This window comes from Limnohabitans lacus (assembly GCF_030053395.1).
GTDB classification, from domain to species: Bacteria; Pseudomonadota; Gammaproteobacteria; order Burkholderiales; family Burkholderiaceae_C; genus Limnohabitans_A; species Limnohabitans_A lacus.
Map to the genome: position 1 here is coordinate 17,965 of NZ_JASGBH010000013.1, position 20,265 is coordinate 38,229.

General features: G+C 62.4%; 21 protein-coding genes. 10 read left to right on the forward strand and 11 right to left on the reverse strand.

All coding sequences use genetic code 11. The features are described 5' to 3' along the window. Positions 1-6: 6 nt before the first annotated feature. The gene (locus QLQ16_RS14775) at positions 7-1,119 is read right to left on the reverse strand and encodes a substrate-binding domain-containing protein (protein WP_283225439.1); all 1,113 of its coding nucleotides are present in this window, start codon (positions 1,117-1,119) and stop codon (positions 7-9) included. A 136-nt stretch (positions 1,120-1,255) separates the two neighbouring features. Between QLQ16_RS14775 and QLQ16_RS14780 the strand changes: the two genes are divergently transcribed. From QLQ16_RS14780 to QLQ16_RS14790, 3 genes are read left to right on the forward strand one after another with little or no spacing between them, the layout of a single operon-like run. Continuing rightward, on the forward strand, positions 1,256-1,993 hold the full coding sequence (locus tag QLQ16_RS14780) for an ABC transporter permease (protein ID WP_283225440.1): 738 nt from the start codon (positions 1,256-1,258) through the stop codon (positions 1,991-1,993). Further along, on the forward strand, positions 1,990-2,709 hold the full coding sequence (locus tag QLQ16_RS14785) for an ATP-binding cassette domain-containing protein (RefSeq protein WP_283225441.1): 720 nt from the start codon (positions 1,990-1,992) through the stop codon (positions 2,707-2,709). The genes QLQ16_RS14780 and QLQ16_RS14785 overlap by 4 nt, the downstream gene beginning before the upstream one ends. Further along, positions 2,706-3,518 carry an ABC transporter substrate-binding protein gene (locus tag QLQ16_RS14790; protein WP_283225442.1) on the forward strand — a complete coding sequence of 271 codons (813 nt, stop codon included), beginning with the start codon at positions 2,706-2,708 and terminating at the stop codon, positions 3,516-3,518. The genes QLQ16_RS14785 and QLQ16_RS14790 overlap by 4 nt, the downstream gene beginning before the upstream one ends. Before the next feature lie 20 nt (positions 3,519-3,538). Here the strand turns inward: QLQ16_RS14790 and QLQ16_RS14795 are convergent, their stop codons facing one another. Next, the gene (locus QLQ16_RS14795) at positions 3,539-4,651 is read right to left on the reverse strand and encodes a helix-turn-helix domain-containing protein (RefSeq protein ID WP_283225443.1); all 1,113 of its coding nucleotides are present in this window, start codon (positions 4,649-4,651) and stop codon (positions 3,539-3,541) included. A gap of 157 nt (positions 4,652-4,808) precedes the next feature. Here QLQ16_RS14795 and QLQ16_RS14800 point away from each other — a divergent pair, with 157 nt between their 5' ends. The 5 genes from QLQ16_RS14800 (at position 4,809) to QLQ16_RS14820 (ending at position 9,203) form a co-directional block, all read left to right on the forward strand. Further along, positions 4,809-5,285, forward strand: coding sequence for a 4Fe-4S dicluster domain-containing protein (locus QLQ16_RS14800; protein ID WP_108311570.1), 477 nt, complete (start codon positions 4,809-4,811; stop codon positions 5,283-5,285). A gap of 25 nt (positions 5,286-5,310) precedes the next feature. Continuing rightward, positions 5,311-7,158, forward strand: a complete 1,848-nt coding sequence (locus QLQ16_RS14805) for an aldehyde ferredoxin oxidoreductase family protein (RefSeq protein ID WP_283225444.1) — start codon at positions 5,311-5,313, stop codon at positions 7,156-7,158. A gap of 113 nt (positions 7,159-7,271) precedes the next feature. Then, complete coding sequence (locus QLQ16_RS14810; protein WP_283225445.1) at positions 7,272-8,612, forward strand: NAD(P)/FAD-dependent oxidoreductase; 1,341 nt, start codon at positions 7,272-7,274, stop codon at positions 8,610-8,612. A 15-nt stretch (positions 8,613-8,627) separates the two neighbouring features. Next, the gene (gene thiS / locus QLQ16_RS14815; protein ID WP_283225446.1) at positions 8,628-8,882 is read left to right on the forward strand and encodes a sulfur carrier protein ThiS; all 255 of its coding nucleotides are present in this window, start codon (positions 8,628-8,630) and stop codon (positions 8,880-8,882) included. Between the two features lie 21 nt (positions 8,883-8,903). Further along, complete coding sequence (locus QLQ16_RS14820; protein WP_283225447.1) at positions 8,904-9,203, forward strand: hypothetical protein; 300 nt, start codon at positions 8,904-8,906, stop codon at positions 9,201-9,203. A 4-nt stretch (positions 9,204-9,207) separates the two neighbouring features. On the opposite strand, the gene crcB is transcribed toward QLQ16_RS14820, so the two are convergent. The 5 genes from crcB to QLQ16_RS14845 are packed head-to-tail and all read right to left on the reverse strand — an operon-like array spanning position 9,208 to position 13,514. Next, positions 9,208-9,597 carry a fluoride efflux transporter CrcB gene (gene crcB / locus QLQ16_RS14825; RefSeq protein WP_283225448.1) on the reverse strand — a complete coding sequence of 130 codons (390 nt, stop codon included), beginning with the start codon at positions 9,595-9,597 and terminating at the stop codon, positions 9,208-9,210. Between the two features lie 18 nt (positions 9,598-9,615). Continuing rightward, positions 9,616-10,593: a recombination-associated protein RdgC gene (locus QLQ16_RS14830; RefSeq protein ID WP_283225449.1), complete on the reverse strand. Its 978-nt coding sequence runs from the start codon at positions 10,591-10,593 to the stop codon at positions 9,616-9,618. Positions 10,594-10,653: 60 nt separating this feature from the next. After that, on the reverse strand, positions 10,654-11,964 hold the full coding sequence (locus QLQ16_RS14835; RefSeq protein ID WP_283225450.1) for a TRAP transporter large permease: 1,311 nt from the start codon (positions 11,962-11,964) through the stop codon (positions 10,654-10,656). Continuing rightward, a complete protein-coding gene (locus QLQ16_RS14840) occupies positions 11,964-12,530 on the reverse strand; it encodes a TRAP transporter small permease (protein ID WP_283225451.1) in 567 nt (188 codons plus the stop codon). The genes QLQ16_RS14835 and QLQ16_RS14840 overlap by 1 nt, the downstream gene beginning before the upstream one ends. Before the next feature lie 6 nt (positions 12,531-12,536). Further along, entirely contained in the window at positions 12,537-13,514 is a 978-nt protein-coding gene (locus QLQ16_RS14845) for a TRAP transporter substrate-binding protein (RefSeq protein WP_283225452.1), read from the reverse strand. A 209-nt stretch (positions 13,515-13,723) separates the two neighbouring features. On the opposite strand from QLQ16_RS14845, the gene QLQ16_RS14850 reads away from it, so the two are divergent. Then, on the forward strand, positions 13,724-14,257 hold the full coding sequence (locus QLQ16_RS14850; protein WP_283225453.1) for a winged helix DNA-binding protein: 534 nt from the start codon (positions 13,724-13,726) through the stop codon (positions 14,255-14,257). Positions 14,258-14,271: 14 nt separating this feature from the next. Further along, a complete protein-coding gene (locus tag QLQ16_RS14855) occupies positions 14,272-17,934 on the forward strand; it encodes a hydantoinase B/oxoprolinase family protein (RefSeq protein ID WP_283225454.1) in 3,663 nt (1,220 codons plus the stop codon). A gap of 17 nt (positions 17,935-17,951) precedes the next feature. On the opposite strand, the gene QLQ16_RS14860 is transcribed toward QLQ16_RS14855, so the two are convergent. From QLQ16_RS14860 to QLQ16_RS14875, 4 genes are all read right to left on the reverse strand, one after another. Next, a complete protein-coding gene (locus QLQ16_RS14860) occupies positions 17,952-18,263 on the reverse strand; it encodes a ComEA family DNA-binding protein (RefSeq protein ID WP_283225455.1) in 312 nt (103 codons plus the stop codon). A 123-nt stretch (positions 18,264-18,386) separates the two neighbouring features. After that, positions 18,387-19,541, reverse strand: a complete 1,155-nt coding sequence (gene lapB, locus QLQ16_RS14865; protein WP_283225456.1) for a lipopolysaccharide assembly protein LapB — start codon at positions 19,539-19,541, stop codon at positions 18,387-18,389. Next, positions 19,531-19,818, reverse strand: a complete 288-nt coding sequence (locus QLQ16_RS14870; protein ID WP_283225457.1) for a lipopolysaccharide assembly protein LapA domain-containing protein — start codon at positions 19,816-19,818, stop codon at positions 19,531-19,533. Before QLQ16_RS14870 ends, lapB begins: the two co-directional genes overlap by 11 nt. A 76-nt stretch (positions 19,819-19,894) precedes the next feature. Beyond that, a complete protein-coding gene (locus tag QLQ16_RS14875; protein ID WP_283225458.1) occupies positions 19,895-20,200 on the reverse strand; it encodes an integration host factor subunit beta in 306 nt (101 codons plus the stop codon). Positions 20,201-20,265 lie beyond the last annotated feature (65 nt).

Sequence of the window (20,265 nt, forward strand, 5' to 3'; positions counted from 1 at the left end):
ACTCCGTCATTCGCTGGATCGATGAGGCCACCAAGGTAGCCGCTGTTTGAGCGATTGGATGCGGCCGCAGTCGGCGGGCGTGGCGTAACCGGCCAATTGCGTGACCTGCTCTTGCCAACCTTGCGACTGCAAGATCTGGCGCAGCTGCAAGATGGCCGGGGTGTCCAGCGCACTTTTCAGGCAGACCAGCCAATAGTTTTCTGGCGCCAGGGGCACAAAGTCCAGGCCTTGGGCCTGCGCCGCCGAGGCGATGCCCAGCCCGACATCGGCCTGGCCGGCGGCAATGCTGGCGGCCACGGCAGCGTGCGAGCTTTCTTCCAGGTCGTAGCCTTGGATCGAGGCGCCAGACAGGCCCGCGCTTTGCAGCCATTGGTCCAGCAAGAGGCGGGTGCCGGTGCCCAGCGCCCGGTTGACCAAGCGCACACCGGGGCGGCTCAGGTCTTGCAAATGGAGCAAATTCAAGGGGTTGCCTGGGCGCACCATCAGGCCTTGTTCGCGGCGTGCAAAGCTGATCAGCTTGTGCTGTCCGCGTTTGAGCAGCGGTCGGTAGGTGCGGGCCACCAGCGAGTCGGCGTCGGGCTCGACCGGGGCGTGAAAGCCGGCCACCCGGCACCGGCCTTCGTTCAGGGCGCGGATCGCGTCCACGCTGCCGCAAAAGCGCATGTCCAGGTGCAGGGCTTGGCGGGCGCAGTGGTTTTGCAGTCGGACCAAAGCGTCGTCATGGCTGGCGTAGAGCGTCAGCAAATGGCTGTCCGGGTCAAAGGCCACCGCGAAGGTTTTTTCCAGCTCGGCTTGCAGGGCATTGATTTGCGGCGTCAGCCGCGCCTGGGCTTGCCGTTCGGCCCATAACAGCTTGTCGGCAAATTCGGTCAGTTGTGCGGCTTGGCCTTTTTCCCAAATGATCAAGGGCTGGCGCAGCGTTTCTTCCCAGCGCTTGAGTTCACCCCACACATGGCGATACGACAGGCCCAAGGCCTTGGCGGCAGCCGAGATCGAGCCCGCGCTGCGCACGGCTTGCAGCAGATCCATCAAGGGGTTGCGCAGCGGCGAGGTCGAATCGCTGGCTTTGGCTTGAAGGGACTCGGGGCTCCAGTGGTAGGAAAGGTCAATGTGTCGCACGGCCCTAGTGTGCATCAAGAAATGATGACCCTTGTGCATGGGTTGATCTGCGTGGCTGCGCCCTATGCACGGCGTTTCATAGCGGAGAACACGGAGGGTCAGCGGCCCTTGGCTCGGGTAGCATCCATCGCTTGTCATGAACACCCTCTACGACAGCGCCGCCACGGCGCTGAACCTCATCTTTCAAATGGACCCGGCCTTGTGGGCTGTGGTGTCACGGTCTTTGGCCGTGAGCGCCACCGCCTGCCTGCTGGCCTATGGCCTGGGCGTGGTGCTGGGGGCTTGGTTGGCGGTGGCCCGGTTTGCCGGACGGGGCGCTGTGCTGGTGGTCCTGAACACCTCGCTGGCTTTGCCTTCGGTGGTGGTGGGTTTGCTGGTGTATCTGCTGCTCTCGCGCACCGGGCCTTTGGGGTTTTTGGGTTGGCTGTTCAGCTTCAAGGCGATGGTCATCGCGCAAGTGATTTTGGTGGTGCCGGTGGTCACGGCCCTCACGCGGCAAGTGGTCGAAGATGTGGAAGTGCAGCACGGCGAGCAATGGGCCTCGCTGGGCGCGGGGCCGGTTTTGCGCGGTCTGCTCTTGGCTTGGGACGAGCGCTACGCCTTGCTCACCATTGGGGTGGCGGCTTTTGGTCGCGCCATCTCCGAGGTGGGCGCGGTGATGATCGTGGGCGGCAACATCGATGGCTTCACCCGCGTGATGACCACCGCGATTGCCTTGGAGACCAGCAAGGGCGATTTGCCTTTGGCGCTGGGCTTGGGCTTGGTGCTGTTGGCCGTGGTGCTCTTGTTGAATTTGCTGGCGGCGGTGCTGCGCTATTGGGGGCAACGCCAAACCGGGCAAGCCGTGGCCGCCACCAAAGGGTGGGTCGCATGAACAGCCGCGCTGTGGTTCAGTTGCAAAACGCTGGCGTGAAGCTGGGGTCCGCCACGGTGCTGACGGGCATCGATCTGCGCATTGCGCCGGGTGAACGGGTGGCCCTGTTGGGCTCCAACGGTTCGGGCAAGAGCACCTTGCTGCGGCTCTTGCAGGGGCTGTTGCCGCTGGCTTCTGGCCAAGTGCACAGAGACCCGAACAGCCGTTTGGCCATGCTGTTTCAAAGGCCCCATTTGTTGCGCATCTCGGCCCTCAACAATGTGACTTTGGGCATCTGGCTCGACCGCAGTTTGGGCTTGAGCTGGCGTCAAGCCCGCGAGCGCGCGGTACAGGCTTTGCAGCGCGTGGGCCTGACGGCCGTGGCTCAGCAAGGCGGCCGTCAACTCTCGGGCGGACAGCAGCAACGTTTGGCCTTGGCCAGGGCCTGGGCGCGTCAGCCCGATGTGCTCTTGCTCGACGAGCCCACCGCCAGCTTGGACCCCTATGCCAAGCGCGAGGTGGAAAACCTGATTGCTGAATTTGCGCAAGGTGAGGCATTGACCCTGATCTGGGCCAGCCACAACCTGGGCCAAGTCAAACGCTTGGCCTCTCGCGTGATTTACCTCGAGGCCGGTCGTGTCTTGGCCGACTTGCCGGTGGATGTTTTTTTCAATGCTTCGGCGTTGGCTGAGCACAGCCCCCAAGCCCATGCTTTTGTTCAAGGAGAAATCTCATGAAGATTCGTTCTGTTTTTCGCAGCGCTGTGTTGCTGGCGGCTTTGTCCTCGGTGGCCGCCTTGTCGCAGGCCCAGTCGATCGTGATGTCGTCCACCACATCGACCGAACAATCCGGTCTGTTTGCGCATCTGCTGCCCGCCTTCAAAAAGGCCAGCGGCATCGACATCAAAGTCGTGGCGTTGGGCACAGGGCAGGCGCTGGACATGGCACGTCGGGGTGACGCCGATGTGGTGTTTGTGCACGACCAGGTGGCCGAAGAAAAATTTGTGGCCGACGGCTTTGGCCTCAAGCGCCAGGCGGTCATGTACAACGACTTTGTGCTGATTGGCCCCAAGGCCGATCCGGCCGGCACCAAGGGCAAGGACATCGTGTCGGCTTTGGGCAAAGTGTCTGCCAGCAACGCGGCCTTTGTCTCGCGGGGCGACAAGAGCGGCACCCACGCGGCCGAGTTGCGTTATTGGAAACTGGCCAATCTGGACGCGGCCAAAGGCAGCGGCTACCGTGAATGCGGCTGCGGCATGGGGCCTGCGCTCAACATCGCGGCCTCACAAGGCGCGTATGTGTTGGCCGATCGCGGCACCTGGTTGAACTTCAAAAACCGCGCCGATCTGGCGGTCTTGGTGGAGGGCGATCAGCGCTTGTTCAACCAGTACGGTGTGATGGTGGTCAACCCCGCCAAGCATGCCCACGTCAAGCAAGCCGATGCGCAAAAATTTGTGGATTGGGTGACCTCGCCTGCAGGCCAAGCCAATATCGCCGACTACAAGATCGGTGGCGAGCAGCTGTTCTTCCCGAACGCTGGCAAATAAGCCCTCAAAGAGAGGGCGAGTCACTCGCCCTTGGGGTTGCCCAGTTTGCGGTAAACCGTGGCGCGGCTGATGCCCAAGACCCGGGCTGCCTCGGCCACATTGCCACGCGCTTGGGTGACGGCTTCTCGGATCATGTCGGTCTGCACATCCTTGAGCGCTTTCCCATGGCCTGGCATGGCTGTGCTGTGCGCAGCGAGGGCTTGCTTGCCGGGTCGAAAGGCCTGGGTTTGCAAGCGCAGGCCTGACCACAGCGGTAATTCTTGGGGGCTGTCTTGGCGGCTGGCGGCATCAAACAAGCCTTGCCAAGCGGTGGCAAATACATCGCTGGCGTGCAGCGCCTGACCGGCCGTCTCGGAGGGCAAAGACAGCATTTGCCGCGCCGTGGGGTTGGCGCCCAGGATGCGGCCGTCGGGGTCCAGGGTCAGCAGGCCGTCGCTGTCGTCACCGGGCTGATTGCCCGGCCAGTTCAGACGCAAGACCAGGGCGTGTGAGGAGGCCAAAAGCCAGCTGTTTTCGATGCTGCGGGCCGAGCGGCGCACCAGGTGTTTGAGCGCTGGGCGCTCCACGGTTTCGACGCCGGTCAAGTCGAGCATGCCTGCGCAAACCCCATCGGGCCCGAACACCGGCGCACCCGCGCAGCTGTAGACGCTGGTGTCTTTGAAGAAATGCTCACCCCGGTGCAGCCACACCGGCTGCAACTGCGACAGCGCCGCGCTGATGGACGTGGTGCCCACCGATTTTTCAGACAGGTCCACCCCCACACGGGCGATCACATCGGCACGGCGGTCTTGCCGGTCCACGGGGCCGTGCACATCGACCACCACGCCCTCGGCGTTGGTCAAGATCGCAAAGTAACGGATATCGGCAATGGCCCGGGCCAGTTCGGCCAGCACCGGCTGCGCAGCCTGCACCAAGGGCCAGCTGGCTTCTTGCACGCGGCGCATCTGCTGGGCCGACACCGCATCGAAACCCACCTTGTGCTCAGGCGCCAAGCCCATCGTCAGGCAGCGTTGCCAAGACTGCGTGACCCACTGAGCGACCCCAGTGCCTTGTGCGGCTTGACCATGAAACACCAGGTCCCGCGCTTGGTCGATGCGCGAGAGGCGGTCGTTGGCAGGGTGGGTCAGTGACATGTCAGGGTGTGTATCAAGTTGAGAATTGTTGATGCAGACCCTTCAGAAGCTAGGGTTTCTACCCAAGGTGTCGCGCAGAAGTCACATCAACAATGGCTATGCATTCTGATTCATAAGTGCGGCTTTGAAAAGGCTGCAACACCACCAGGAGATCCACATGCAGAAAGTCCTGCACATCAATCCGGACAAATGCACCGGCTGCTTGCAGTGCGAAATGGCCTGTTCTTTCGAGAACTACGGGACATACGCCACCTCCAAGTCGCGCATCAAGGTGTTTGATTTCCATCACACCGGCAAAAAAGTGCCCTACACCTGCACCCAGTGCGACGAAGCCTGGTGCCTGCACGCCTGCCCAGTGGAAGCCATCACCGTGGACAAGGCCACAGGCGCCAAGGTGGTCAACGAGTCCACCTGCGTGGGTTGCAAGGTTTGCACCATCGCTTGCCCGTTCGGCACCATCAACTATGTGCAGGAAACCGGCAAGGTGCAAAAGTGCGACCTGTGCGGTGGCGACCCGGCCTGTGCCGACGCCTGCCCGACCGGCGCCATCACCTTCGTCGATGCCAACTGGACAGGCATCGACAAAATGAAACAGTGGGCCGACAAGCTGGGCAATCAGCCCACAGCCGGTTAATCCCCCACCCACAAGGAGCATCAACATGTCTTGGGCTGGAAAAATCCTCCGCGTCAACCTCACGGCTGGCACCGTCACATCCGAACCGCTGAACATGGAGTGGGCCAAGGCCTACCTGGGCTCGCGCGGTCTGGGCAGCAAATACCTGATCAGCGAGATCGACCCCAAAGTCGAGGCGCTGTCGGCCGACAACAAAATCATCTGGGCCACCGGCCCACTGACCGGCACCATGGCCTCCACCGGCGGCCGTTACACCGTCATCACCAAAAGCCCTCTGACCGGCACCATCGCTTGCTCCAACTCGGGCGGCTATTGGGGCGCTGAGCTCAAGATGGCCGGCTGGGACATGGTCATTTTTGAAGGTGCATCGGCCACGCCGGTTTACCTCTACATCAACGACGATGTGGCCGAGCTGCGCGATGCTTCGCACCTGTGGGGCCAAAGCGTCTGGAAGACCGAAGAAGCCCTCAAGACCAGTTTGCAAGACCCATTGCTGCGCGTCTCGAGCATCGGCAAAGCCGGTGAAAACGGCGTGCTGTATGCCGCCGTGGTGAACGACCTGCACCGTGCGGCGGGCCGCTCGGGTGTGGGCACCGTCATGGGCAGCAAGAACCTCAAGGCCATCGCGGTGCGCGGCACCAAGGGCGTGGGCAATGTGCAAAATCCCAAGGCTTTCATGGCTGCCGCCAAGGCCGCCAAAAAGGTGCTGGCCGACAACGCCGTCACTGGCCAGGGCTTGCCCACTTACGGCACCCAGGTGCTGATGAACGTGATCAACGAGATCGGCGGCTTGCCCACACGCAACCACCGCGATGTGCAGTTTGAAAACGCCAAGGACATCTCGGCCGAAGCCATGGTCACCCCTCGCGAAACCGATGGAAAAAAGCACCTGGTGACCAACCAAGCTTGCTTTGGTTGCACCATCGCCTGCGGCCGCATCAGCAAGATCGACGAAGGGCACTTCTCGGTCAAGAACAAGCCTGAATACTGGGGTGCCAACGGTGGCCTCGAATACGAAGCCGCCTGGGCTTTGGGCGCGGCCAACGGTGTGAGCGATCTGGAAGCGCTGCAATACGCCAACCTGATTTGCAACGAAGAAGGCTTTGACCCCATCAGCTTTGGTGCCACCATCGGCGCCGTGATGGAGCTGTACGAAATGGGCGTGCTGACCAAAGAGCAGCTGGGCATTGAAGCGCCTTTCGGCTCGGCACAAGCGCTGTGCGAGTTTGCCGACATGACCGCCAAGGGCATCGGCTTTGGCAAGGAAATCGGCCAGGGCTCCAAGCGCTTGACCGCCAAGTACGGTCACCCCGACCTGTCCATGAGCGTCAAGGGCCAGGAATTCCCCGCCTACGACGGCCGTGTGATCCAGGGCATTGGCTTGGCTTACGCCACCTCCAACCGCGGTGCTTGCCACCTGCGCGGCTACACCATCGCCTCCGAAGTGTTGGGCATCCCGGTCAAGACCGAGCCCACCGAGCACGAAGGCAAGCCCGAGTTGGTCAAGGCCTTCCAAGACGCGACCGCTGCGTTTGACTCGGCCGGTATTTGCATCTTCACCAGCTTCGCCTGGACCTTGGCTGACGTGGCTCCTCAAGTGCAAGCCGCTTGCGGTGACGAGTTCTCGATGGAGCACTTGGCCCACATCGGCGAGCGCATCTGGAACATGGAGCGCGAGTTCAACAACGCCGCAGGCTTCACCAAAGCCGACGACAACCTGCCCAAGCGCCTGATGACCGAAGCCGCCAAAACCGGCCCCGGCAAAGGCATGGTCAGCAAGTTGAACGAGATGCTGCCCAAGTACTACGACGCACGCGGCTGGGACGGCGAAGGCCGCCCCACATCGGCCACCAAGGAACGCTTGGGCCTGTGACCTTGCCCCTGTAGGAGCGAGCCCCTGCTCGCGAAGCCTTCGCAGCAGGCGTGCGCTTCTACAGGAACCACAGCGGCCCCCAGGGGCCGCTGTCTGTTTCTGGAGAACACACCATGACCCACCACGTGATTTTGGGCGCAGGCCCTGCCGGCGTGATCGCCGCCGAAACCATCCGCAAGCACGCACCCGCCGACACCATCACCTTGATCGGCGACGAGCCCGATGCGCCTTATTCGCGCATGGCCATTCCCTACCTCTTGATTGGCAACATTGACGAGCGCGGCACCTATTTGCGCAAAAGCCCGAGCCACTTTGACGATTTGCGCATCACGCAAATCAAGGCCAAGGTCAGCCGGGTGGACAGCCGTGGCCGCACGGTGCAGCTGGACAACGGCCAATCGATCGCGTTTGACAAACTTTTGATCGCCACCGGCTCACACCCGGTGCGCCCACCGATTGCCGGCATGGATTCGCCCGGCGTGCACCCCTGCTGGACGCTGGAAGACGCACGCGCCATCCAAGCCTTGGCCAAGCCCGGCGCACGGGTCTTGCAGATGGGTGCAGGCTTCATCGGTTGCATCATCATGGAAGCGCTGGCATCCCGCGGTGTGAAGCTCAGCGTGGTGGAAATGGGCGACCGCATGGTGCCCCGCATGATGGGCCCCGTGGCCGGCGGCATGATCCGCGACTGGTGCGAGGCCAAAGGCGTGCAGGTGTTCACCGGCACCAAGGTCGAGGCGATCGAGAGCGGCTCGGGCAGCACCGGCTTGCTGGGCAAACTGGCCTCGGCCATCGGCATGTCTTCGGGCGATGAAGGTGGTTTGAAAGTCCGCTTGTCCAACGGCCAAACCATCGAGGCCGACTTGGTCATCAGCGCCACCGGTGTGCGCCCAGCGATTGGCTTTTTGAAGGACAGCGGCATCAGCTGCTTGCAAGGCGTGCTGACCGATGCCCACATGCAAACCAGCGTGCCCGGCATTTACGCTGCTGGCGACTGCGCAGAAGCCTTTGACAAAGTCAGCGGCAAAACCATTGTGAGCGCCATCCAGCCCAATGCGGCCGAGCAAGCCCGCGTGGCCGCGCTCAACATGGTCGGTCAAAACGCAAACCTCAAAGGCGTCACACAGATCAACGTGCTCGACACATTGGGTTTGATCTCCACCAGCTTTGGCAACTGGGAAGGCTTGCCCGGCGGCGAACAAGCGGTCTTGACCGACAAGGCCGCAGGCCGCCACCTGAGCCTGCAGTTCAAAGACGATGTGCTGGTCGGCTGCAACAGCGTGGGCTGGACCGAGCACGTGGGCGTGATGCGCGGCCTGGTCGAAGGCCAGGTGCGTTTGGGCGAGTGGAAAGACCGCTTGCTGCACGACCCCACCAAGCTGATGGATGCCTATCTGGCCTGTGCGCAAGGCCAAGGCGACTGGAGCGGTGCGCAAGACGCACGCCGCCGCTGAAGCGACAATCGCCGCATGCAGATCACATTCAAACTGTTCGCGACCCTGACCGATTACCTGCCGGTGGAAGTGCGCCGCAGCAACCAGATGCCGCTGGAGGTGGACCCACAGGCCAGCATCAGCCAAATCATCGAACCCTTTGGCATGCCGCCCAAGCTGGTGCATCTGGTCTTGGTCAACGGCAAGTACATCGCCCCCGAAGTGCGCGGCACCACCACCTTGGTGGAGGGCGATGTGCTCGCCATCTGGCCCCCTGTGGCCGGTGGGTGAGCACGCGCCGCGACCGTACCCATGCAAGCTTATTACCCCGAGCGCTTTGAGCGCGACATGGGCACGAGCGAAACCGAATGGTTGACCGCCTTGCCCCGCGCGTTGGGCGAGCACGCCTTTGAGCTGGGCACCGGCCAAGCCCGCGTGCACATCGGTGACGGCCATCTGCTACTGCAATGGCACAAACTGCCCCCACGCGTCATCGCGCTGCTGCGCCTGCAACGGCTGGCGGTGTCTTTTGTGTTTGAGGGCGTGGAAGAGGATGCTCGTCAGCGCTTCATGAAGCGCTTTGATTTGACGATGCAGCGGGGTGGGGGGTGAAGAATCACCGCCCCCAGAACATCGCCACCGTCTTGAGCCCCAGCACAGTCAGCGCCAGCGAGCCGAACAGGTGAACGCAGGCGGTGCCTGCCGCAAAGGCGTAGCGGCCTTGTTGCAGCATGGCGACCACTTCGGCCGAGAAGCTGGAGAAGGTGGTCAGTGCGCCTAAAAAGCCGGTGACCAAGGCCAGTCGCCAGACGGGGTCCAGGTCGGGCAGTTGCTGGAACACGCCCACACACACGCCCACCAGATAACCGCCGATCAGGTTGGCGGCCAAGGTGCCCCAGGGCATGAGCCCCGCTGTGCTGCTGCTGGGGTTGAGCCACAGGCCCAGCTGCCAGCGTGACAAAGCGCCGATGCAGGCGCCCAGACAAATCGCGATCACAGAGGGCATGTTCATTCCTCAGGGTGCTTAAAAAGGTGGGTCGTCGTCAGCCGCTTCGGTCACGGCGGTGGGCTGGGTTTGGGTCGGGGCTGCTTCTGCGCCCAGTTCCATCTCGCCGCCCAGCGCTTCGATCAGGCTGTCCAGCAAGGGGCCCAGCAGGCCGGTGGACAGGGCCACATCGCCGTCGAAGCGGTCTTCGTTTTTGTCGGTGCCCGATTCGTCCATGACGCCGTCGAGGAACTGCACTTTTTTCAGTTGCAGGGTGTCCGTCAAGACAAAGGCCACGCGGCCGTCCCAGCTGAGCGCCAGCTGGGTCGGCAGTTTGCCTTCCATCACGTGCTTGCGCACATCGTCGTTGGCCAGGTGGTGGCGGGTAAAGCGCACGCTGGCGGCGTCTTCGCCGGTGGACTTGAGCACGGTTTCGCGCTCCACCGTCAGGTCGACGGGCCATTCGTCTTCGGTCGGGGCCAAAAGCCATTGGGTCATGGCGGCTTGGGGCGAGGTCACGGTTTGGATCAAGGACACCGACAGGCCGCCCAAAACGTTCATGAGCGCAGAGACCACTTCATCGGCCTTGCCTTGGCTGCCTGCGTTGAGCACCAAGCGGCGGTTTTCCAAGTCCATCCAGACCACCACGGTCGATTGCCGTGCAAAAGCCTGGGGCAGCAGCGACAGCAGGACGTCGTCCATCAGGTCGCGCTTTTCTTTCTTGCCGGGTTTGCGGCCGGTGGCCGCTTCGATCTCGGCGATGCGCTCATCGGCTTTGCGGCGCACCACATTGCCCGGCACGGCCTTGGACTCGATCATGAGTTTGAGAATCCATTGACCCCCGACCGATTCGATCAGCGGGCCGTAGGCTTCACCACGCGGTGGAATCCAGCCCACGGATTTTTCTTGACTTGCGCCGCACTCGACAAATTGGGCGGGCTCCAGCGCCGCTTGCACGTCCGCCAGCGTGGGGGCAAAGCCCTCGCCGATGCGGTAAACCATCACATTTTTGAACATCCGTCACTCTTTCATGCCACTCAAGGCCAGCGCGGCATCTTACCGGAGTGGGGGGCTGTTTTACTTGGCTACACCCATCAGCCAATCGGGCACGCTGGTGACGATGGACGGGAACACCGTGATCAGGCCAATGCCCACGATCATGCAAACGAAAAAGGGCGTGGTCACGCGGGCGATGCGGTTGCTGTCGATGCCGGTCATGTTCTGCAGCACAAACAGGTTGAAGCCCACGGGCGGCGTGATTTCGGCGATCTCGACCAGCATGATGATGAAGATGCCAAACCACACCAGATCAAATCCGGCTTTCTGGATCATGGGCAAGACCACCGCGCTGGTCAGCACGATCATCGAGATGCCATCCAGCGCCGTGCCCAAAATCAAATACACCACCACCAGCACGCCAATCAGGCCAAAGGGCGAGAGGTTCATGCTGTGCACAAACTCGGCCAGCTCGCGCGGGATGCCGGTAAACGCCATGGTCTTGGTCAAGAAGGCCGCGCCCGCCAAGATGAACATGATCATGCAGCTCACCCGCGTGGCGCCCACCAGGCCTTGCCAGAAGTTCTGCCAGGTCAGGCTGCGGCCTGCGGCGGCAATGGCCAGCGAGCCCAGCACGCCATAGGCCGCGCATTCGGTGGCGGTGGCGATGCCGGCCACCAGCACCCAGACGATGAACACGATCAGCAAGCTGCATGGGATCAAACTGCCCGAGCGCCGCATTTTTTCCATGAAGGTGGTCGGTGCTTCGGGGGGCGGGACTTTGTCGGGGTTGCGCAGGCTCCACCAGATGATGTAGCCCGAGAACAGGCCCATGAGCAAAAAGCCGGGCAAAAAGCCAGCCAGAAACAGACGGATCACGCTGGCGTCTGCCGCCACGGCGTACACCACCATGGTGATGGACGGCGGAATCAAAATGCCCAGGCCCCCGGCGGCGGCCAAAGAGCCCAGCGCGATGTTGCGGTCGTAGCCGCGCTTTTCGAGTTCGGGCAGGGCCACTTTGGCAATCGTGGCGCAGGTGGCTGCCGAAGAGCCCGACACCGAGCCGAAAATGCCGCAACCCAAAATGGTGGTGTGCATCAGGCGGCCCGGCACTTTGGACAGCCATGGCGAGAGGCCGTCGAACATCTGCTCTGACAGCTTGGTGCGGTACAAAATTTCGCCCATCCAGATGAACATGGGCAGGGCCGCGAGTTCCCAGCTGGCCGAGGTTTCCCAAAAAGACGAAAACAGGTTTTTGCCGGGCAAGGTGTTGGTGAAAAAGGCTTGACCGACCCAGCCCACAATCGCCAGCGTCATGGCGATCCACACGCCGCCGCTGAGCATCAGCAACATCAAAAAGAGGAGCAGGCCTCCGATTTCCAGCAGGCCCATCACATTTCCTCAGAAAAATCACCACGGGCGTGCCGCTCTTCGACACGTGCCACATAACTGGGCTTGCCGCCCCGGAACACACACACGCATTCGTCGAGCACGGCGATCACCAAAATGGACGAGCCGATCACAAAGCTCATTTGCGGAATCCAGATCGGGATCGCCACCATATTGCCTGCGATGTCGTTGAACTCGTAGCTCTCCCAAGTAAAGCGTGCGGCCCAATAGCCCAAATAGCCAATGGCCACCGCAGCCACCGCCAACGAGACCAACTCCAACCAGCGGCGCATGGGCGCCGACACCGACTCGAGCACCAAGGTCACCCGAACAAAGTCGCCGTTGCGAAAGCTGTAGGCCATGCCCAAAAAGGCCGCGGCCGCGCACAGCCAGGCCACGATGTCGTTGACCCAAGAGACGCGCCACTCGAACACGCGCCCCACCGAAGCGCCGATCATCAAGACCAAAATGGCCAGCACGCACAGGGCGGCCAGGTTGCCCCCCAACAGGTACAAACCGTCCAAAAAGCGCCGGCCGAAGCTGGCGCTGCCTGTGCTGCTGGCGTTCATGCGGGCTTATTTCTTGTTGTAGGCATCGACCAGGGCTTTGCCCTCGGCGCCGGATTTCTCCAGCCATTCCTTGAGCATGGTGTCACCCACCTTGGCCATGTCGGCTTTGAGTTGCGCCGAGGGGGCGGTGACGGTCATGCCGTTGGCCTTGAGGGTAGCCAAAGTGGTGTCGTTGACTTTGCGCGATTCGCTCCAGCCACGGCTCTCGGCGTCGGCAGCGGCTTTCATCACGGCGTCTTGTGTGGGCTTGTCGAGCGCGTCAAAGGCCTTCTTGTTGGCGATCACCGCGTTCTTGGGCAACCAGGCCTGCACGTCGTAGTAGTACTTGAGGTGTTCGTAGAGCTTGCTGTCCACGCCGGTGGCGCCCGATGTCATGGTCGACTCGACCACACCGGTGGCCAGGGCTTGGGTGAATTCAGCGGCCTGCACCGTGACGGGCTGCGCGCCCACCAGCTCGGCAATTCGGGCGGTCGATGGGCTGTATGAGCGCCACTTGATGCCCTTGAGGTCGGCCGCGCTGTTGAGGGGTTTTTTGCTGTAAATGCCTTGGGGTGGCCAGGCCACCGAGTACAGCAGCACCATGCCTTGCTCGGCCAGTTTCTTTTCCATCAAGGGCTTTTGGGCCTTGTAGAGCTTCATGCCTTCGTCGTAGCTGTCGGCCAAGAAGGGCAGGCCGTCGGCGGCGTAAATCGGCCACTCGTTGCTGAAGTTGGCCAACAAGATTTCACCGGCTTGGGCTTGACCACCTTGCACGGCGCGCTTGATCTCGGGCGCTTTGAACAGGGACGCGTTGGCGTGCACCGTGATCTTGAGCTTGCCACCAGACGCCTTGTCCACATCGGTGGCGAACTGGGCCAGGTTCAGCGAATGGAAGTTGGTGGCCGGGTAGGCGGCGGGCAGGTCCCATTTGGTTTGGGCCGAGACAAAACCGGAGACAGCGAGCAAGCCAGCCAGCAGGCTGAGGTGGAGGGCGCGACGTTTCATGAAAACTCCTGAGTGGGTGGGACCAAGCCATGCAGCACAGCAAAAGCTGTGCCTGTGAAGTGCACGCGGGTGGTGCATCGGGCTGCTGTTCACTGTAGGCAAGTTGCCGGTGCTTGGGATCGGGGCTTTCCCTTAATGTCAACAAATTGTTGGCAAATTGTCATGATGGCGACTAGACTTTCTCTCCATTGACCCCAACGCGTGCGCCCATGCCCAGCAAACACTCAGCCCCCAACAAAGCCGCCAGCCCCATCGTGTCTTCGGCCCATTTGGTCTCGCCCGACAGCGCCCAGATGAGCGAGTTCGAGTTCGGCTTGATCGTGGCGGGCAACGCGTTTCACCGTTGGATCGTGCACTGCATGAGCGCGGCGGGCCTCAAAGACCTGACGCCGCTGGATGTGCTGGTGCTGCACCACGTGACGCACCGCGCCCGCGACAAACGGCTGGCCGACATCTGTTTCATCATGAACATCGAAGACACCCATTTGGTGAATTACGCCCTCAAAAAACTGCAAGGTCTGGGCGTGGTGGCTTCGCAAAAGAACGGCAAGGAAGTGACCTATGCCGCCACCGACGAGGGACGTCAATTTGTGCAGCGCTACCGCGAAATCCGCGAGAGCTGCTTGATCGACGCGCTCAAGGCCGACGATGGTCTGAACCGTGACATTGGCGAGTTGGCCCGATTGCTGCGTGTGCTGTCGGGCATGTACGACCAGGCGGCGCGTGCTGCCGCATCTTTGTAAAACAGAGGCAAGCGATGAGCGAAGCAAGCAACCCCACCCCAGGCAAAAACCGCTGGCAATTTTGGATCGATCGGGGCGGCACCTTCACCGATGTGGTGGGCAAGCGGCCCGACGGCACCTTGGTCACACACAAGCTGCTCTCTGAAAATCCTGAGCAGTACCGCGATGCGGCGGTGGCGGGCATCCGCCATTTGCTGGGCCTGAAAGCCGGTGAACCGGTCACCCCTGAGCAGGTCGAGTGCGTCAAGATGGGCACCACGGTGGCGACCAATGCGCTGCTGGAGCGCAAGGGCGAGGCCACCTTGCTGGTGAGCACGCAAGGTTTTGGCGACGCGCTGCGCATCGCCTACCAAAACCGCCCGCGTTTGTTTGATCGGCAGATCGTGCTGCCCGAGTTGCTCTACAGCGCGGTGGTCGAGGCGCAAGAACGCGTGGCGGTGGATGGCGAGGTCTTGCAGCCTCTGGATGAAGCGCATTTGCGTGCCCAATTGGCCCATTGGCACGCCCAAGGTTTGCGATCGGTGGCCGTGGTCTTCATGCACGGCTGGCGGCACACGGCGCACGAGCAGGCCGCAGCGCGCCTGGCGCGTGAGGTGGGCTTTACGCAGGTCAGCACCTCGCACCAGACCAGCCCGATGATGAAGCTGGTCAGCCGGGGTGACACCACGGTGGTCGATGCCTACCTGTCGCCGATTTTGGGGCGCTATGTGAACCAGGTCGCATCCGAGATGCCGGGCGTGAAACTGATGTTCATGCAGTCCTCGGGCGGCTTGACTGACGCGCAGGTGTTCGCGGGCAAAGACGCCATCTTGAGCGGCCCGGCGGGCGGTATCGTGGGCATGGCCCGCACGGCGCAGTTGGCGGGGCACGACAAGGTGATTGGCTTTGACATGGGCGGCACGTCCACCGATGTGTCGCACTTTGCAGGGCAGTTCGAGCGCGAGTTTGAAACCCAAGTGGCGGGGGTGCGCATGCGTGCCCCCATGATGAGCATCCACACCGTGGCTGCGGGCGGTGGCTCGCTGCTGGCCTATGACGGGGCGCGGTTTCGAGTGGGCCCGCAAAGCGCAGGTGCCAACCCCGGCCCGGCCAGCTACCGCCGAGGCGGACCGCTGGCCGTGACCGATGCGAACGTGATGGTGGGCAAGGTGCAGCCGAAGTTTTTCCCTTCGGTGTTTGGGCCCGATGCCAACCAGCCATTGGATGCTGAAGTGGTGCGCGGGCATTTTGCAAAACTGGCCGCACAAACCGGCCGCGCCGCCGAGGACGTGGCGCATGGCTTCATCCAGATCGCGGTGCAGCAGATGGCCAATGCCATCAAGAAAATTTCGGTGGCACGCGGCTACGACGTGACGCGTTACACCTTGCAGTGCTTTGGCGGTGCGGGCGGGCAACACGCCTGCTTGGTGGCCGATGCCTTGGGCATGCAGCAGGTGCTGGTGCACCCGCTGGCAGGTGTGCTGTCGGCCTATGGCATGGGCCTGGCCGACCAGAACGTGATGCGCGAGGAATCCATCGAGCGCCGTCTGGAGGCGGCGGCCATGCCCTGGATGGCCGAGCGCTTGCAGGCCTTGGGCGAGACCACGCGCCAAGCCTTGCTGGCGCAAATGGGTGCAGAGGCCTCAAGTGTCGACCGCATTGAGCTGCGCCAACGCGTGCATTTGCGCTACGAAGGCACCGACTCGGCGCTGGTCGTACCTTGGGGCGACCAGACCCAATTGGTGGCGGGTTTTGAAGCGGCTTATCGCCAGCGCTTTGCCTTCTTGATGCAGGGCAAGGCTTTGGTGGTCGAAGCGGTGTCGGTCGAGGCGGTGCTGCCTGGCGATGCGCCCGAAGAGGCTGTGCATGCGCTGAACGCTGAGCGCGAGGTGCCGCGCCGCGACACGGTGCAGGTGTACGCAGCCAACGCACAAGGCGTGGCCCAGTGGCAAAGCGCCGCCTTGGTGGTGCGCGAAGACATGCGCCCCGGCGATGTGATCGACGGCCCGGCCATCATTGCCGAGAAAAACGCCACCACCGTGGTGGAAGCTGGCTGGCAGGCGCGATTGACGGCTTTGGACCATTTGCTGTTGGTGCGCGTGCAGGCGCGGGCGGTGCAGCACGCCGCAGGCACGCAGGCCGACCCGGTGCTGCTGGAGGTGTTCAACAACCTGTTCATGAACATCGCCGAGCAAATGGGGCTGCAGCTGCAAAACACGGCCTACTCGGTCAACATCAAAGAGCGGCTGGACTTCTCTTGCGCTTTGTTCAGCGCCGAAGGCCATTTGATTGCCAATGCACCGCACATGCCGGTGCACCTGGGCTCGATGGGCGAGAGCATCCAAACCGTGATCCAAGAGAACAAAGGCCGCATGCAGCCGGGCGATGTGTTCGTGCTGAACGACCCGTACCACGGTGGCACGCATTTGCCCGACATCACCGTCATCACGCCCGTTTATCTGGACGGCCACACAGACCCCGTGTTTTATGTCGGTTCACGCGGCCACCATGCCGATGTGGGCGGCTTGACGCCAGGCTCCATGCCGCCGTTTTCGACGCGCATCGAAGAAGAAGGCGTGCAGATCGACAACTTCAAGCTGGTCGATGCTGGCCACTTGCGCGAGGCCGAGATGGTGGCGCTGCTGCAAAGCGGTGAATACCCCTCGCGCAACCCGCAGCAGAACATGGCCGACCTCAAGGCCCAGATCGCAGCCAACGAAAAAGGTGTGCAGGAATTACGCCGCATGGTGGAGCAGTTTGGCCTGGACGTGGTGCAGGCTTACATGCGCCATGTGCAGGACAACGCCGAAGAATCCGTGCGCCGCGTGATCACGCGCCTGAAAGACGGTGCCTTCACCTTGCCGCTGGACAACGGCGCGCAGATCCAGGTGGCGGTGCGCGTCAATGCGCAAGAGCGCACGGCCGAGATCGACTTCACCGGCACCAGTGCGCAGCTGGCCAACAACTTCAACGCCCCACGGGCGGTGTGCATGGCGGCGGTGCTGTACGTGTTCCGCAGCTTGGTGAATGACGACATTCCTCTGAATGCTGGGTGTTTGAAGCCACTGAAAGTCATCGTGCCCGCAGGCTCCATGCTCAACCCCAACCCGCCGGCGTCGGTGGTGGCGGGCAATGTGGAAACTTCGACCTGCATCACCAACGCCTTGTTTGGCGCATTGGGTGTGATGGCGGGCAGCCAGCCGACCATGAACAACTTCACCTTCGGCAACGCCCGCGTGCAGTATTACGAAACCATTTCGGGCGGCAGCGGTGCGGGCGGACGTTACGACGCGCAAGGTGCGCTGGTGGGCGGTTTTGCGGGCACCTCGGTGGTGCAAACCCACATGACCAATTCACGCTTGACCGACCCCGAGGTGCTGGAGTTCCGCTTCCCGGTGCGCTTGGAAAGCTACGCCATCCGCCAGGGCTCGGGCGGTAAGGGGCGCTGGCGCGGCGGTGACGGCGGTGTGCGCCGGGTGCGCTTTCTGGAGCCGATGACGGCGGGCATTTTGTCCAATGGCAGGATCTATCCGGCTTATGGCATGGCCGGTGGCCAGCCGGGCTTGCCGGGCATCAACCAGGTGGTGCGCAGCGATGGCAGCGTCCAGGTGCATGGCCACATTGGGCAGGTCGAAATGCAAGTGGGCGATGTGTTTGAAATCCACACCCCAGGCGGTGGGGGCTTTGGCTCGCCATAAGGCAAGCGGGCGACCAATCACTTTCGTGGCTGCTTGCCGGATTCAGGGATTGTGCTGACTGGCGCAAACGGCTCGCCTTGCACGCGCAAGCCTTGATCGGACAATTGGGCGGCCTTATGGGCACCTAAGCCCCGGATGCGCGCAAGAACATCGGACCAGTCTTTGAAGGGGGTTTTCTGGCGCTCGGCCAGCACTTGGCGTGTGGTGGCGGGGCCGATGCCTTTGAGGCCGTCAAGCTCGATTTCGGTGGCTTGGTTCAGCTCGATTTGCGCAAAGCAAAGTCCGGCAAACAAACCGGTCACCAGCACAGCTGTTGTTTTTGGGATCATGTGAAGCCCCTCCCTGGTACCGATGAACCGGTTGTCTGCAAGACACAGCGATTGTCTGAGCGGGCGTCTTGTCGGTAAAGGGTAGATCAGGGCTTTCTTGAAACCATTTGTTTCAAAATGGCATCAAAGTTCTTCGACGCGGCGCGGGGGGTAGCTGTCCCAGGCTTGGCAGCCGGGGCAGTGCCAGAAGTGCTCTTTGGCTTCAAAGCCGCAAGCTGCGCAGCGGTAACGTGCCAAGGGGCGGGTGGCGTTTTCCAGCGCCTTTTGCACAGGCGCGGGCAAGGGTGCCCGATCGGTCTGCCCATTGAGCCAACGCGAGGCCGCCATGAGGGAAGGCTGTTTTTGCAGATGGTCCAGGTAGCGCTGGTGAGAGGCGGCCTGCTCGGCGGGCTCGTTCGGGGCCAAGGTGGTCATGGCTTCGAGCACATCGATGCAAGGCTGCTGGGCATAAAAAGCCTGCAAGGCGCTGAGCGCTTGCGCCGACTGGCCGGCCGCTTGGGCGGCTTTGACCAAGCTGGCGGCAGCCAAGGGCGCCGCCGCGTCTTGGCGTGCAAACAAATCACGCAAGGTGTCAAAGGCGGCTTGGGCCTGGCCTTGGGCCAATTGCAACTGGCCGAGCAAGATGCGGGGCCGGGGTGCCTCGGGGGCGTTTTGGGTTGCTTGGGCCAGCAGCTGCAAAGCCTTGGCCGCATCGCCTTGTTGCACGGCTTCACGCGCTTGCTCGCACAGGTAATGGGCCATGCGCACGCTGAAGTTGGCTTCGCCGGAGTTCTCCAGCAAGTGGGCCACGCGTGCGGCTTCGGGCCACTCACGCGAGCGCTCATAGATGGCCAATCGGGCCAGGCGTGCCTGGCCTTCGTAAGGGGTGCCTTCGAGCTTGCGCAAGGCTTCCTCGGCACGGTCGAGCAGCCCGGCTTTGAGGTAGTCCAGGGCCAGGCCATGCTGTGCACGCTGGCGGTCGGCCTGGCTCAGGTCGGCGCGAGACAGCAGGTGCTCGTGCACGCGCACGGCGCGGTCGTATTCACCACGGCGGCGAAACAGGTTGCCCAGCGCGAAGTGCAGCTCGGAGGTGTCGGGGTCGTTTTGGACGGCTTCGATGAACGCGTCGATGGCCTGGTCTTGCTGTTCGTTGAGCAGGTAGTTCAGGCCTTTGAAATAGGCACGCGGTGCTTGGCGGTTGGCGATGCGCAGCTGGCGCAGGTCCAGGCGAGAAGCCAGCCAGCCCAAGCCAAAAGCCATGGGCAAGCCCAGCAATATCCAGGTCAGATCAAGTTCCATGCGGTGTCTCGGGCGTGGGGCTCACCTCGGGGGAGGGCTTGGCGTTGATTTTGGCCGCTTGGCGATGTCGCCACCAGCGCGGCACCATGCCCAGCACGCCAACCACCACGCCCAGCGTGAAGGCCGACAACACCACCAACACGGTGGGCGCTGCCCAGTAGGTGCCAAAAAAGAAATTGACGCGCGTTTCTTGCTGGTTGTTCAGCGCGAAAGCGAAGAGTGTGAAAAAAACCGCCGCTTTCAGTAGCCACTGAAGCAGCCGAAGCAGACGTTTCATGAGGAACCTCGGGAAGCTGCAAACATTCTAACGGGGGGCTTTCCCGCGAGGGTGCGGGTGCGAACGGCGCAGCCGTTCAGGCCTTGTCTTTGGCGCTGGCCGTGCCGGCGTCGACGGCCTCGCGCAAAGCTTTGCCGGGTTTGAAATGGGGGACCCGTTTTTCGGGGATGTGCACGCTTTCGCCCGAGCGCGGATTGCGGCCGATGCGAGGGGGGCGGCGGTTGATCGAGAAGCTGCCAAATCCACGGATCTCGATGCGGTGTCCACGCACCAGGGCATCGCTCATCGCGTCCAGCACCGTTTTGACGGCCAGTTCGGCGTCACGGTGGGTCAACTGCGCAAAGCGCGCGGCCAATTCTTCAACCAGATCGGAGCGTGTCATGGGGGTCTTCTTGTATACAAGTCATCTGCAGAGCTCTGAAAAAAGCCTGCCCCCATCACAGGGGC

Excerpts from the sequence above, each read along its gene's own strand:
- QLQ16_RS14870 (WP_283225457.1), bottom strand. The coding sequence starts at position 19,818 with ATGAAACGTCTGCTTCGGCTGCTTCAGTGGCTACTGAAAGCGGCGGTT.
- QLQ16_RS14855 (WP_283225454.1), top strand. The coding sequence starts at position 14,272 with ATGAGCGAAGCAAGCAACCCCACCCCAGGCAAAAACCGCTGGCAATTT.
- QLQ16_RS14875 (WP_283225458.1), bottom strand. The coding sequence starts at position 20,200 with ATGACACGCTCCGATCTGGTTGAAGAATTGGCCGCGCGCTTTGCGCAG.
- QLQ16_RS14860 (WP_283225455.1), bottom strand. The coding sequence starts at position 18,263 with ATGATCCCAAAAACAACAGCTGTGCTGGTGACCGGTTTGTTTGCCGGA.
- QLQ16_RS14780 (WP_283225440.1), top strand. The coding sequence starts at position 1,256 with ATGAACACCCTCTACGACAGCGCCGCCACGGCGCTGAACCTCATCTTT.
- QLQ16_RS14800 (WP_108311570.1), top strand. The coding sequence starts at position 4,809 with ATGCAGAAAGTCCTGCACATCAATCCGGACAAATGCACCGGCTGCTTG.
- thiS (WP_283225446.1), top strand. The coding sequence starts at position 8,628 with ATGCAGATCACATTCAAACTGTTCGCGACCCTGACCGATTACCTGCCG.
- QLQ16_RS14835 (WP_283225450.1), bottom strand. The coding sequence starts at position 11,964 with ATGGGCCTGCTGGAAATCGGAGGCCTGCTCCTCTTTTTGATGTTGCTG.
- QLQ16_RS14805 (WP_283225444.1), top strand. The coding sequence starts at position 5,311 with ATGTCTTGGGCTGGAAAAATCCTCCGCGTCAACCTCACGGCTGGCACC.
- QLQ16_RS14790 (WP_283225442.1), top strand. The coding sequence starts at position 2,706 with ATGAAGATTCGTTCTGTTTTTCGCAGCGCTGTGTTGCTGGCGGCTTTG.
- QLQ16_RS14810 (WP_283225445.1), top strand. The coding sequence starts at position 7,272 with ATGACCCACCACGTGATTTTGGGCGCAGGCCCTGCCGGCGTGATCGCC.
- QLQ16_RS14840 (WP_283225451.1), bottom strand. The coding sequence starts at position 12,530 with ATGAACGCCAGCAGCACAGGCAGCGCCAGCTTCGGCCGGCGCTTTTTG.
- QLQ16_RS14845 (WP_283225452.1), bottom strand. The coding sequence starts at position 13,514 with ATGAAACGTCGCGCCCTCCACCTCAGCCTGCTGGCTGGCTTGCTCGCT.
- QLQ16_RS14850 (WP_283225453.1), top strand. The coding sequence starts at position 13,724 with ATGCCCAGCAAACACTCAGCCCCCAACAAAGCCGCCAGCCCCATCGTG.
- QLQ16_RS14820 (WP_283225447.1), top strand. The coding sequence starts at position 8,904 with ATGCAAGCTTATTACCCCGAGCGCTTTGAGCGCGACATGGGCACGAGC.
- QLQ16_RS14795 (WP_283225443.1), bottom strand. The coding sequence starts at position 4,651 with ATGTCACTGACCCACCCTGCCAACGACCGCCTCTCGCGCATCGACCAA.
- crcB (WP_283225448.1), bottom strand. The coding sequence starts at position 9,597 with ATGCCCTCTGTGATCGCGATTTGTCTGGGCGCCTGCATCGGCGCTTTG.
- lapB (WP_283225456.1), bottom strand. The coding sequence starts at position 19,541 with ATGGAACTTGATCTGACCTGGATATTGCTGGGCTTGCCCATGGCTTTT.
- QLQ16_RS14830 (WP_283225449.1), bottom strand. The coding sequence starts at position 10,593 with ATGTTCAAAAATGTGATGGTTTACCGCATCGGCGAGGGCTTTGCCCCC.
- QLQ16_RS14785 (WP_283225441.1), top strand. The coding sequence starts at position 1,990 with ATGAACAGCCGCGCTGTGGTTCAGTTGCAAAACGCTGGCGTGAAGCTG.